At 59.4% G+C, this 12,467-nt stretch carries 10 protein-coding genes; 3 read left to right on the top strand and 7 right to left on the bottom strand.

Going from position 1 to position 12,467, the window contains the following annotated elements:
- Positions 1–2: 2 nt before the first annotated feature.
- Positions 3–194, bottom strand: coding sequence for a cellulose biosynthesis protein BcsR (bcsR, locus tag HMPREF3138_RS15485; RefSeq protein ID WP_038874033.1), 192 nt, complete (start codon positions 192–194; stop codon positions 3–5).
- Positions 195–383: 189 nt separating this feature from the next.
- On the opposite strand from bcsR, the gene bcsE reads away from it, so the two are divergent.
- From bcsE to bcsG, 3 genes are read left to right on the top strand one after another with little or no spacing between them, the layout of a single operon-like run.
- Complete coding sequence (gene bcsE, locus HMPREF3138_RS15490) at positions 384–1,952, top strand: cellulose biosynthesis protein BcsE (RefSeq protein WP_038874031.1); 1,569 nt, start codon at positions 384–386, stop codon at positions 1,950–1,952.
- Positions 1,939–2,142 (top strand): cellulose biosynthesis protein BcsF, encoded by a 204-nt coding sequence (bcsF, locus tag HMPREF3138_RS15495; RefSeq protein WP_004934139.1) that lies wholly within the window; start codon positions 1,939–1,941, stop codon positions 2,140–2,142. The genes bcsE and bcsF overlap by 14 nt, the downstream gene beginning before the upstream one ends.
- On the top strand, positions 2,139–3,794 hold the full coding sequence (bcsG, locus tag HMPREF3138_RS15500) for a cellulose biosynthesis protein BcsG (protein WP_038882213.1): 1,656 nt from the start codon (positions 2,139–2,141) through the stop codon (positions 3,792–3,794). The genes bcsF and bcsG overlap by 4 nt, the downstream gene beginning before the upstream one ends.
- A 299-nt stretch (positions 3,795–4,093) precedes the next feature.
- Here bcsG and dppF read toward each other — a convergent pair whose 3' ends face one another.
- From dppF to HMPREF3138_RS15530, 6 genes are all read right to left on the bottom strand, one after another.
- Positions 4,094–5,083: a dipeptide ABC transporter ATP-binding subunit DppF gene (gene dppF, locus HMPREF3138_RS15505; RefSeq protein ID WP_015376237.1), complete on the bottom strand. Its 990-nt coding sequence runs from the start codon at positions 5,081–5,083 to the stop codon at positions 4,094–4,096.
- The gene (dppD, locus tag HMPREF3138_RS15510; protein ID WP_038874024.1) at positions 5,080–6,060 is read right to left on the bottom strand and encodes a dipeptide ABC transporter ATP-binding protein; all 981 of its coding nucleotides are present in this window, start codon (positions 6,058–6,060) and stop codon (positions 5,080–5,082) included. Before dppD ends, dppF begins: the two co-directional genes overlap by 4 nt.
- A gap of 15 nt (positions 6,061–6,075) precedes the next feature.
- On the bottom strand, positions 6,076–6,978 hold the full coding sequence (gene dppC, locus HMPREF3138_RS15515; protein WP_038874021.1) for a dipeptide ABC transporter permease DppC: 903 nt from the start codon (positions 6,976–6,978) through the stop codon (positions 6,076–6,078).
- Positions 6,979–6,989: 11 nt separating this feature from the next.
- Positions 6,990–8,009, bottom strand: a complete 1,020-nt coding sequence (dppB, locus tag HMPREF3138_RS15520) for a dipeptide ABC transporter permease DppB (RefSeq protein ID WP_038874019.1) — start codon at positions 8,007–8,009, stop codon at positions 6,990–6,992.
- Positions 8,010–8,179: 170 nt separating this feature from the next.
- A complete protein-coding gene (dppA, locus tag HMPREF3138_RS15525; protein WP_038874017.1) occupies positions 8,180–9,787 on the bottom strand; it encodes a dipeptide ABC transporter periplasmic-binding protein DppA in 1,608 nt (535 codons plus the stop codon).
- A 601-nt stretch (positions 9,788–10,388) separates the two neighbouring features.
- Positions 10,389–12,080, bottom strand: coding sequence for a chitinase ChiA (locus HMPREF3138_RS15530; protein ID WP_038874014.1), 1,692 nt, complete (start codon positions 12,078–12,080; stop codon positions 10,389–10,391).
- Positions 12,081–12,467: the final 387 nt, after the last annotated feature.

Raw genomic sequence — 12,467 nt, forward strand, 5'->3', positions numbered from 1 at the left:
GATCAGTGGCTCCCCGTGGTCTGCGCCAATTCGGCCAACAGCGGCCAGCGCGTCATCATCTGCGTTAACCGCTCCTGCCGCGAAATATCGACATAGCTTAATTTCGGCAATGAAAAAGCCTGGCTGAGCGCCTGCAGGTCATCCTGGCTCTCCCCAGGTGCCGCTGCACGAAAATGGGTGGGTGCGTGATTCATTCTTCCGCCTTGGCGAAAATAGGCTATGTTAATTAACTATAGCAACGATACAAAAAGAGAGAGGCAATAAGATGATTCTCAACAAATATTGTTGAAGAGCGTCGGAGATTTGTTATTGCCAGGATAAAAATGGCTATCTTTAAATATAAACGCCTTTAGTCGGCTTTCAACGAAAGTAGAACACATCCTATGGCGCACTCTTTTTCTCTAGGCATTCGGCAGATTTGGGAAGAGCTGTCGGTGATGCAGGCCCCCGGGCTTTATTGGATCAATATCGACAGGCAAAGCGACGCCGCGCTGCTGTGTCGCCAGGTTATCGCCGCCCAGCCTGCCACCCTTAAAGTCGCCCTGATCTGCAGCGGCGATAAACCCGATCGCCTGCTGGCCGAGCTGGCTTCGCCTGCTTTGCAGAAGCTGCCGCTGTATCAATTACCGGAGAAAAAAGCCGCGCTGACGCAGCTGAGCGACGATCTGATGCGCGCCCTGCGGCCGCAAAATCGCTTACTTATCCTGCTGGCCCACGCCAGCCTGTGGCAAACCTTCACCACCGAAGAGCTGCGCGAGTGGACCCGTACCCTCGCCGCCTGGCTGCGGCGGCAGGGGTGTACGCTGTTGATCCTCAGCCACGGCGGCGGCATCAATAAGCTCAAGGGGCAGCTCAGCGCGCAGCATCGCATCCTGAACGGCCTGTCCAGCCTGCAATGGCAGCAGGACAGCGCGCAATACCTGGTGAACTGGTGGAGCACCGAAAACGGCATCAATGCCAATCAGCTGCTGACGCTGTACGCCGCGGAAGGCGGCTGGCAGGGTGAGGATGAAAATAGCCAACCCTCCCCCACCGCCTTGCGCAGCGACGAAGGCCTGTATCTGGCCGAGCGCAGCATCCTGGAAGGCGCGCCGCCGCTGTCCGCCAACTGGCAGCTGCTGGAGAGCAACGACGAACTGGCGCAGCACGGCATGCTGAGACTCTCGGCGACGTTGATTTTCGCGCTGTACCAAAGCGACCAAATCGATCACCTGGCGCACCAAATCCACACCCTGCGCCGCAGCCGCGGCAACGGCCTGAAAATCGCGGTACGCGAGATGAGCGCCAGCCTGCGCTACAGCGACGAACGGCTGCTGCTGGCCTGCGGCGCCAACCTGATCGTACCGCACGTCGCGCCGCTGTCGCGTTTTCTGACCATGCTCGAAGGCATTCAGGGGCAGCGCTTCTCGCGCCATGTCCCCGCCGACATCGATGCGCTGCTGGCCGGCTTGCGCCCGCTGCAGCTCAAAGGCTATATGCGGCCGGAACCGTTCAGCCAGGCGGTGCTGTCGCTGATGGGCAATACGCTGCTGCCCGAGGACGGCAAAGGGGTGATGGTAGCATTGCGGCCGGCCACCGGCCTGCGCGCCGAACAGGCGATGACCCTGTGCCACCTGCGGCGCTTCGGCGACGTGATGACCGTCGTGCAGGGGCGGCTGGTGCTGTTCCTCTCCACCTGCCGCATCAACGATTTGGATACCGCGCTGAAGTTCATCTTCCGCCTGCCGGTTGATGAAGCCTTCAGTAACCGGGTGGTGTGGCACCAGGACGTCGATATCATTTCGGAAATCAAACGCATGGCCCAGGGGCGCTGGCAGATTTCGGCCACCGGCGCCGCCGGCACCGCGCCGCGCCCCAGCGTGAAAGCGGCCGAGGTGCCCGCAGAACGGCGGCAGCCGGTCGCCTTCACGCTGCCGCTCGGCCCGCAGGAGGAACCGCATGCTGAACCTTAACGACATCGTGCAACTGATCCTGCTGTGCGCGCTGATCTTCATTCCGCTGGGCTACGCCTTTCACCGGCGTTTTCCGCATTTGCGTCAATACTGGCAAAACCTGTTGTTATCGCCGCGCTATTTGAAATCCGCCGGTTTGTGGGTGCGCACAGGCTCCTCATCTCAGATTAAACGTAAGAAGCAGCCATGAATCCAAACTCGAAGACGCAATCCGATAACGCTCTGTGGCGCTACTGGCGCGGGCTGGGCGGCTGGAACCTCTACTTTCTGGCCAAATTCGCCCTGCTGTGGTTCGGCTACCTGAATTTCCACGCGCTGCCGAACCTGGTGTTCATGGCATTTCTGCTGATGCCGATCCCATCACCGCGCCTGCACCGCTGGCGCCACTACCTCGCTATCCCGATCGGCATTGCGCTGTTCTACCACGACACCTGGCTGCCGGGCATCAACAGCATTCTCAGCCAGGGCTCGCAGCTGGCCGGCTTCAGCGCCCAGTATCTGCTGGAGCTGATCAACCGCTTTATCAACTGGCAGATGGTCGGCGCGGCCTTCGTGCTGCTTATCGCCTACCTGTTCGTCGCGCAGTGGGTGCGCGTCACGGTGTTCACCGTGGCGGCGCTGGTGTGGCTCAATATCGTCAACATCGCCGGGCCGGCGGTCTCACTGCTGCCCGCCACCTCCACGGCCTCGGCCGGCGGCGCCAATATGCCGGCCACGTCGGCGCCGGCGGCGGGGGACGCTGCGCCGGCAGACAGCCTGCCGCCGACCAGCGCCAATCTGACGGCCTACCTGAATCAGTTCTACGAGCGGGAAAAAGGCCGCGCCACCGCGTTCCCGGCCACCTTGCCCGCCGACGCCCAGCCGTTCGATCTGCTGGTGATCAACATCTGTTCACTGGCCTGGGCCGATATGGACGCGGTCAACCTGCAGAATCACCCACTGTGGTCGAAGATGGACATCATGTTCGACAGCTTCAACTCGGCCACCGCCTACAGCGGCCCGGCGGCCATCCGCCTGCTGCGCGCCAGCTGCGGCCAGCTTTCGCATCACGATCTGTATCAACCGGTGAACCAGCAGTGTTACCTGTTCGACAACCTGGCGAAGCTCGGCTTCAAGGAACAGCTGATGCTCGATCACTCCGGGGTGTTCGGCAACTTCCTGAAAGAACTGCGTGAACAGGGCGACATGCAGGCGCCGCTGATGTCACAGGCCGGCATCGGCAACGAGCTGACCTCGTTCGACGGCGAGCCGATTTATAACGATCTCGAATTGCTGACCCGCTGGCTGGATCAGCAGCAAAAAGGCGGTGACGGCCGCACCGCCACCTTCTTCAACATCATCCCGCTGCACGACGGCAACCGCTTCGTCGGCTCCAACAAGAGCGCCGACTATCAGCCACGTGCGCAGAAGCTGTTCGATCAGCTGAACACCTTCCTCGACCAGTTGGAGAAATCCGGCCGCAAAGTGGTGGTGGTGATCGTGCCGGAGCACGGCGCAGCGTTGGTGGGCGACAAGATGCAGATGTCCGGCCTGCGCGATATTCCCAGCCCGAACATCACCCATACGCCGGTCGGCATCAAACTGATTGGGATGAAGGCGCCGCATCAGGGCAGCCCGCTGCAGATCAAAACGCCGAGCAGCTACCTGGCGCTGTCTGAACTGGTGTCGCGCCTGGTGGACGGCAAGGTCTTCAGCGAAGCCAGCGTCGACTGGCAGGCACTGACCCAGGGGCTGCCGCAGACCCCGGTCATCTCCGAAAACGACAACGCCATTGTGATGCAGTATCAGGGCAAGCCCTACATTCGCCTGAACGGCGGTGACTGGGTGCCTTACCCGCAATAAGCGCGGCCTGATTCACCCAAAGCACGCCGCCGGCGTGCTTTTTTATTGAGTTTTTATAATAAAAACAGTGAAACTGCTCGACCAACAGAAGGTTATTAACAACAAACCGTTGAATTCTATTATTCGATTATTATTTTCATGCGAAGATTCTTAAAAAAATAATGATTTGTCAGAATGACGTTAAGGGAATAATTTAAAAAACGGGTTATCGCGATCGTTTACTGACTAACCCATTGATTGAATAATAAAAAACACCGGCGCAGTGCCGGCGTTTGGTTTAAGCAGGAAAATCCGACGCTTTACGCCCCCGGATGTTCGTCCTGATCGACCGCAAAGCAGGCCACCATCTGCTCACCGTACTGTTTCAGCTGCGGCTGCAGCTGCACGCAGGTGCCGAAGGCGCGGCGGCAGCGGGCGTTGAACGCGCAGCCCGGCGGCGGGTTCATCGGGCTGGGCAGTTCGCCGGTCAGCTTGATGCGCTCGCGGCGCATATCCGGGTTCAACCGCGGGGTCGCCGACAGCAGCGCCTGAGTGTACGGATGGCGCGGATTGTTGAAGATCGCCTCTTTGCTGCCCTTTTCCACGCAGCGGCCGAGGTACATCACCATCACCTCGTCGGCGATGTGTTCCACCACCGACAGATCGTGCGAGATGAACACGTAGGACAGCCCCAGCTCCTGCTGCAGATCCATCATCAGGTTCAGCACCTGAGCGCGTACCGACACGTCCAACGCCGACACCGGCTCATCGGCGATCACCACGTCCGGGTTCAGCATCAGCCCGCGGGCGATGGCGATACGCTGGCGCTGGCCGCCGGAAAACATGTGCGGGTAGCGGTCGTAATGCTCGGTCTTCAGGCCGACCTTCGCCATCATCTCCAGCGCTTTTTCCCGCCGTTCGGCGGCGCTGAGCGAGGTGTTGATCAACAGCGGCTCCTCGAGGATCTGCCCAACCTTCTTGCGCGGGTTGAGCGATCCGTAAGGATTCTGAAACACGATTTGGATCTTCTGGCGCCGCAGTTTCTCGGCCGAAACGTCCGGCTTCAGCAGATCCTGCCCCTGATAGTACAGCTCGCCGCCGGTCGGCACTTCGATCATCGTCAGCAGACGGCCGAGCGTCGATTTGCCGCAGCCCGACTCGCCGACCACCGCCAGCGTTTTGCCGCGCTCCAGGGTGAAGGAGACGCCGTCCAGCGCCTTGACCAGCCGCTCCGGCGCGAACAGGCCCTTTTTCACCGGGTAATGCTTCTTCAGGTCGATCGCCTGCAGTAAAGGTTGATTCTGGCTCATACGGTCGGCCTCCCCGCATCATCCAGCGGTGTGTGACATTTAACCTGACGACCGGGAATGCTGCGCAGTTCCGGCTCCTCGTTACGGCAGCGCTCGTTGGCGTAGGGACAACGCGGGTTGAGCAGGCAGCCGGTCGGGCGATCGTATTTGCCCGGCACCACGCCCGGCAGCGAAGCCAGGCGCGCCTTGTCGGCGGCGAACTCCGGCAGCGCACGCAGCAGCGCCTGGGTATAAGGATGGCGCGGCGCGCGGAAAATCTCCGCCGCCTTGCCGGATTCCACCACCTGGCCGGCGTACATCACGATGATGTGGTGCGCGGCTTCCGCCACCAGCGCCAGATCGTGGGTAATCAGCACCAGCGCCATGTTTTCGCGCTGCTGCAGGTCCAGCAGCAGTTCGATGATCTGCGCCTGGATGGTCACGTCGAGCGCGGTCGTCGGCTCATCGGCGATCAGCAGCTTCGGCCGACAGGCGATAGCCATGGCGATCATCACGCGCTGGCTCATACCGCCGGAAAGCTGGTGCGGGTACACGTCCAGCCGCGAGGCCGGATCGGGAATGCCCACCTGGGTCAGCAGGTCGATAGCGCGCTGGCGGCGAGTGCGACGGTTGCCGCCCTGATGCACCTTCAGCGCCTCCATGATCTGGTAGCCGACGGTATAGCACGGGTTCAGGCTGGTCATCGGATCCTGGAAGATCATCGCCACTTCGGAACCCACCAGCTGGCGGCGCTCCTTTTCGGAGATCTTGCGCAGATCCTGGCCGTTGAACTCCAGCTTGTCGGCCATCACCTTGCCGGGGAAATCGATCAGGCCCATGATCGCCAGCGAGCTGACGGATTTGCCGGAGCCGGATTCACCGACGATGCCGACCACCTGGCCTTGCTCCACGCTGTAACTGATGCGGTCTACCGCGCGGAACGGGGTGCCTTCGTCACCGAAATGCACCGAAAGCTTGTCTACATTCAATAACGCCATCTCTCTCGTCCTCTGTTACTGCTTGAGTTTGGGGTCGAGAGCGTCACGCAAACCGTCCCCCATCAGGTTAAATGCCAGCACCGTCAGCAGGATCGCCAGGCCGGGGAAGGTCACAACCCACCAGGCGCTTTGCGCGAACTGCAGCACGTCGGAGAGCATGGTGCCCCACTCCGGCGTCGGCGGTTGCGCGCCCATGCCCAGAAAGCCGAGAGCGGCCATGTCCAGAATGGCGTTCGAGAAACCGAGAGAAGCCTGCACGATCAAAGGCGCCAGGCAGTTAGGCAGAATATTGACGAACATCTGGCGCAGCGCGCCGGCGCCCGCCACCCGCGAAGCGGTGACGTAATCGCGGTTCACTTCCGCCAGCACCGCTGCACGCGTCAGACGCACATAGTGCGGCAGCGCAACAAAGGTGAGCGCCAGCGAAGCGTTGACGATCGACGGCCCGAACACCGCCACCAGCACCAGCGCCAGCAGCAGGCTCGGCAGGGCCAACATGATGTCGACGACGCGCATGATCACCGCGTCCACCGCGCCGCCGAAGTAGCCGGCCAGCAGGCCGAGCACCACGCCCATGATCAGCGACAGCACCACCACCAGGCAGCCGACCAACAGCGACAGGCGTGCACCGTACATCAGGCGCGACAGCACGTCGCGGCCCACGTCGTCGGTGCCGAGAAGATATTGCCAGCTGCCGCCCTCTTGCCACACCGGCGGCTTGAGCAGCGCGTCGCGGAACTGGTCCGCCGGCGCATGCGGCGCCAGCACCCCGGCGCCGAGCGCGATCACCAGCATCAGAACGATATACACCAGGCCGACCACGGCCCCTTTATTGCGCTTGAAGTAGTGCCAGAACTCCTGAAACGGGGTCATCGGCTTCGGCGCACCTTTAACTGCAGACTCAGTGATTTGAGACATGAGAGCGCCCCTTATTTCTTGTGGCGAATACGCGGGTTGACCACGCCGTAGAGCACGTCTACCAGCAGGTTAACCAGAATGATCATGCAGGCGACCAGCAATACCCCGCCCTGCACCACCGGGTAGTCGCGGCGCTGCAGCGCATCGATCAGCCAGCGGCCCAGTCCCGGCCAGGAGAAGATGGTTTCAGTCAGAATGGCGCCGGCCAGCATGGTGCCGACCTGCAGCCCGATCACCGTCACCACCGGCAGCAGCGCATTGCGCAGCGCGTGAACGACGATCACTCGCATGCGGCTCACGCCCTTGGCGCGCGCGGTGCGGATGTAATCTTCGCCCAGCACCTCCAGCATCGAGGAACGGGTCATGCGCACGATCACCGCCAGCGGGATGGTGCCCAGCACGATGGCCGGCAGGATCATGTGCATCACCGCATCGGCGAAGTCGCCCGGCTCGCCCCAGATCAGAGTGTCTATCAGCATGAAGCCGGTCAGCGGATGGCTGTCGTCGAGAAAGACCGTGTCGCTGATGCGGCCCGACACCGGCGTCAGGTTAAGCTGCACCGACACCAGCATGATCAGCATCATGCCCCACCAGAAAATCGGCATCGAATAGCCGGTCAGCGAGATGCCCACCGCGGTGTGATCGAAGACCGAGCCGCGTTTGACCGCCGCCAGCACCCCAACCGGGATGCCTACCAGCACCGCGAAAAGCATCGCGCAGAAGCCCAGCTCCAGCGTGGCCTGAAAGCGCGGAACGAACTCGCTCCAGACGGAGATGCGGCTTTTAAGCGAGGTGCCCAGATCGCCGTGCAGCACGTTGGACACGTAGGAGAAATATTGTTGATAGAGCGGCTTGTCCAGCCCCATTTCCGCCATCAGCTGCGCGTGGCGCTCGGCGGAGATACCGCGTTCCCCGGCCATGATGGTCACCGGGTCGCCGGGGATCATATGGACGAATGCAAAAGTCAGCAACGTAATGCCGATAAACGTTGGGATAACTAACCCCAAACGTCGGAGTATGAACTGCAACATATCCCGAACTCTCTGTATCAATGCCCGGCAGCTCATCGTCCGCCAGGCTTATTAACGCTCACATGCCTTTGAACGATTCGACGGCCATACGCCGGAGACTGGTCAGCAGGGGCGCAAACCCGTTGCGCCCCTGCAAGTCCATTCGTGCATCTCCGGTAAAGCGGTCGAAATCAGTCTACAGAGACATTCTCGAAGTGATGTTTGCCGAGCGGATCCACGACGTAGCCCTTCACTTCCTTACGCACAGGCTCATACACGGTGGAGTGCGCGACGATCAGCGCCGGAGCCTGATCGTGCATCACCACCTGCGCCTGCTTGTACAGTTCGATGCGCTTGTCGTGGTTGGACTCGGCGCGCGCCGGTTGAATCAGATCTTCAAACGGCTTGTAGCACCAGCGGGAGTAGTTGGAGCCGTCTTTCGCCGCCGCGCAGCTGAACAGCGTGGCGAAGAAGTTGTCCGGATCCCCGTTGTCGCCGGTCCAGCCCATCATCACCGTCTGGTGCTCGCCCGCTTTGGCGCGCTTGAGGTATTCACCCCACTCATAGGTCACGATTTTGGCTTTCACGCCGATCTTGGCCCAGTCGGCCTGGATCATTTCCGCCATGCGGCGCGCGTTCGGGTTGTAAGGACGCTGTACCGGCATCGCCCACAGGTCGATGCTGAAACCGTCGGCCATGCCCGCTTCTTTCAACAGTGCTTTCGCCTTGGCCGGATCGTAAGCGTAATCCTGCACCGCGTCGTTATAGCCCCACATGGTCGGCGGGATCAGGTTCTTGGCCGCCTGGCCCGCGCCCTGATAAACCGCGTCGATGATCGCCTGCTTGTTGACCGCCATGGTCAACGCCTGGCGCACCTTCACGTTATCCAGCGGTTTTTTCTCGGTGTTGAACGACAGGTAACCCACGTTCAGCCCCGGCTGTTCCATCAGGTTGATGGATTTGTCCTGCTTCATGCGGGCGATATCGGCCGGGTTCGGGAACGGCATCACCTGGCATTCGTTTTTCTGCAGCTTGGCGTAACGCACGGAGGCGTCAGGCGTGATGGAGAACACCAGACGATCGATCTTCGGCTTGGTACCCCAGAAGCCGTCAAACGCCTTATACAGGATCTTGGAGTCTTTCTGGTATTGCAGCAGCTGGAACGGGCCGGTGCCGATCGGGTTCAGGTCGACTTTCTCCGGCGTGCCGGCTTTCATCATGACGTCGGCGTATTCGGCGGACAGGATGGAGGCGAAGTCCATGCCCAGATCGGCCAGGAACGGCGCTTCCGGGCGGTTCAGCACGAAGCGTACGGTGTTGTCGTCTACTTTTTCGATCTTGGCGATCAGCTTAGGCATGTCCATGCCTTCAAAGTATTCGTAACTGCCGCCGGACACTTTGTGGTAGGCGTTGTTCGTATCCAACTGGCGTTCAAAGGAGAACACCACGTCGTCGGCGTTGAAGTCGCGCGTCGGTTTAAAGTCTTTGCTGCTCTGCCACTTCACGCCTTTGCGCAGGTGGAAGGTGTAGGTTTTGCCGTCTTCGCTGACGTCCCACTTCTCAGCCAGGCCCGGCTGCAGTTCGGTGGTGCCGATTTTGAATTCGACCAGGCGGTTGTAGATCGGTACCGAGCTGGCGTCGTAGGTGGTGCCGGAGGTAAACAGCTGCGGGTTGAACCCTTCCGGGGAACCTTCAGAACAGTAAACCAACGTCTTGGCCTGAACGCTGGCCGCCACGGTCAGCGCGATCAGCCCAATGCCGAATTTCAGAACCCCCGATTTACCCAAGGAACGTGTCATCGTTAGTGCTCCATTGTGTGATGTGATGTGTGTAATTGCCGCCAGACCTGTATTTTTTATTGCGTGGCCTGTGCGATCGGCGCCCGAAGGCAGAAGGCGTACGAGGAGAGAATGCCGGATGGAACGCATCGCGGCGGGGACGTCTGAGCGCGTGGAATTCACTCAAACAACTCTCGCTCTTACCCCTGAGGCTATCAAGTTGCCAACTGTTTGGGGTGTCGTCAATATAACCAGTGGGGATTTACGCAGACTGTGAGAAACAGCAAACAAACATAAAAAAAACCTTTTGTTAACAGTTCCAGCATGAAAATTTATGCTAAGCGGTCATTTTTAGCGCATTGGTCTGACCCTCACAAACTTACTGGTTTTTAACTCCGTTAAAAAACCCCAAAACTTTGTTGCTGAATGATGAATATCTGAACGGTTATTTTTGTGATCGCCGTTAAAGACAGGAGGAAATGCTGAAGGATTACCCAAAAGGGTGAGTCCGATGGCCGCGTTTTGCGCCGGCGAGGGCCACAATCTGTGCGGCGTAAAAAAACTTTCGGCGGTGAAAAAGCCGGGGGCGAAAGGATATCCCCCGGCAACGCACTGCAACCGATTATTGAACGCCGGCGCTGTTGCCCAGGCTGGCGTTCATGCTGTTGAGAATATCGCCGTTGTCCGCATCGATCTCCCAGGAGAACAGGCCGCCCAACTGCTTATCCAGCACGTACTTGCCTTTCGCCTGCACCGAGCGGGCATCGTCGAAGGTGATCAGATCGCCGGTGGAAGGCTTGAACACGTAAGGCGCTTCCGCCGTGGCGTCGTAGGTGTACTGCCACTCGCCGCTCATGAACTGGCTGGCGATTTGGCGGTAGTCCACGATGCCGTTCTCCCAGGTGCCTTTAACCGGCCCGGTGGCGGTGCCGGTAAACGGAATATTGTTCTGGTAGCCGTTCACCCCGGTCCAGCCGCGGCCATACATGGCGGTGCCGACCACGATCTTGCCCGGCTTGACGCCCTGCGCCAGCAGCGCATTGACGCCGTTCACCGTGGTGTAGGCGGTGTCCGGTTTCCAGGCCGGCGCATTCAGCGCGGTCTGATGCCCCAGGTTCTTCAGATCGAAGGCGCCGTAGAAGTCGTAGCTCATCAGGAAGATGTGATCCATCGAGTTCTGCGCGACGTTGTAAGCCACCTTATCGATCTTGTCCTTGCCGGCGCTGATGGCGGAGGTCAGCTCATACTTGCGGCCGGTTTCCGCCGACAGCTGATCCAGCATCGCCCGAAGCTCCTTCATCAACAGCACATAGGTTTCCCCGTCCTGCGGGCTGCCCAGGTTCGGGTTAGCGCCTTTGCCGCCCGGGAACTCCCAGTCGATATCCACGCCGTCGAAGAACTTCCAGGTCTGCAGGAACTCTTTCACCGAGCCGACGAAACGATCGCGCTTCACCTTGTCGCCCATGAAGAAGAACGGGTCAGACAGCGTCCAGCCGCCGATCGACGGCAGGATTTTCAGGTCAGGGCGCGCCTGCTTCAGCGCCATCAGCTGGCCGAAGTTGCCCTTGTAGGGGTCATCCCAGGCGGTGACGCCCTTCTGCGCTTTTTGCAGCGCGGCAAACGGATCGTGGATCGAGACTTTGAAGTCCTCGCGGCCCTGACAGGAGCGCTGCAATGCCTGGAAACTGCCTTCGATCTCTTTCAGGCTGTCGTTGATGCCGTTGCCGCCGCAGATCGGGATAAAGCCGTACAGCAGGTGGGTCAGGTTTTGCGCCGGGATCTTGTCGACGGTGAAATTGCGCCCGTAAACGCCCCACTCGACGAAATAAGAACCGACGACTTTGCCGGAGTTTTGTTTATAAGGTTTGTTCTTTTCCAGCAGCGGCTCTTTCAACGGCGCCAAATGGCTACCGTCGGTGTCGGCCACCACAATTTCGGTGGCGTCGCTGGCGGTGCAGCCGTCAGCATTGCACAACGCCACCTGCATTTGATAACGGCCACCTTTATTCACTTTAAAATTCGCCGTGCCGGAAGATCCGGTTGAAGGACCGCTCCACGCCTCTTTGCCATTTAATAAAATTTTTGCCGTCTTGCCGGTATCGCCATTCCATAAATTCCAGGAGACCGAAACGTCGGCGGCATTTTTTACCTTCACCAGATTATTATAAGCGGTGGCCGCCTGATCGACTTCGACGATAGCGAACTTGGTGTTGCCCCAGGCGATGGTCGGTTTGCCCGGTGCGGCGGCCTGCGCCGCGGAACACAGCGTGCTGCCGATCAACAGCGCCAACAGCGGTTTATTAAATTTGCGCATAACTGATTCCTTTATTCCGAGAGGATAAACATAAAAGAGTTAATCGACGCCACGCATTGCCGGAGCAAAATGATCCCGCAATAATCCACGAAGATTAACGTTAATAAATAATCACGGTATTTCCCACGCGGCGGGAATAAGAGTTCCCGCGTTGTCCATTCAGACTATAGGTAAAAAAAACGTGAAAACAAGAGCGCTATCAACCGGGTTTTATTTGGCAAGCATGAATTTATTTAAATATGAAAATAAGAACCTAATGGGAATAAGGAGTGTGAATTAATTAAGCGTAAAGGATAAATATATTTCACGAGGACGGCAGACTGAGGCACGCCATAAAGCGAAGCCGGCCATATCGGCGGAGGTACTCATCCTCATAAACGACAGACG

The sequence above is a fragment of the Serratia sp. HMSC15F11 genome (genome assembly GCF_001808215.1).
In the GTDB taxonomy this organism is placed as follows: domain Bacteria; phylum Pseudomonadota; class Gammaproteobacteria; order Enterobacterales; family Enterobacteriaceae; genus Serratia; species Serratia nevei.

Bases quoted from the DNA above. Each gene is read 5' to 3' on its own strand.
- bcsG (WP_038882213.1), top strand. From the start codon at position 2,139: ATGAATCCAAACTCGAAGACGCAATCCGATAACGCTCTGTGGCGCTAC.
- bcsR (WP_038874033.1), bottom strand. From the start codon at position 194: ATGAATCACGCACCCACCCATTTTCGTGCAGCGGCACCTGGGGAGAGC.
- bcsF (WP_004934139.1), top strand. From the start codon at position 1,939: ATGCTGAACCTTAACGACATCGTGCAACTGATCCTGCTGTGCGCGCTG.
- dppD (WP_038874024.1), bottom strand. From the start codon at position 6,060: ATGGCGTTATTGAATGTAGACAAGCTTTCGGTGCATTTCGGTGACGAA.
- dppA (WP_038874017.1), bottom strand. From the start codon at position 9,787: ATGACACGTTCCTTGGGTAAATCGGGGGTTCTGAAATTCGGCATTGGG.
- bcsE (WP_038874031.1), top strand. From the start codon at position 384: ATGGCGCACTCTTTTTCTCTAGGCATTCGGCAGATTTGGGAAGAGCTG.
- dppF (WP_015376237.1), bottom strand. From the start codon at position 5,083: ATGAGCCAGAATCAACCTTTACTGCAGGCGATCGACCTGAAGAAGCAT.
- HMPREF3138_RS15530 (WP_038874014.1), bottom strand. From the start codon at position 12,080: ATGCGCAAATTTAATAAACCGCTGTTGGCGCTGTTGATCGGCAGCACG.
- dppC (WP_038874021.1), bottom strand. From the start codon at position 6,978: ATGTCTCAAATCACTGAGTCTGCAGTTAAAGGTGCGCCGAAGCCGATG.
- dppB (WP_038874019.1), bottom strand. From the start codon at position 8,009: ATGTTGCAGTTCATACTCCGACGTTTGGGGTTAGTTATCCCAACGTTT.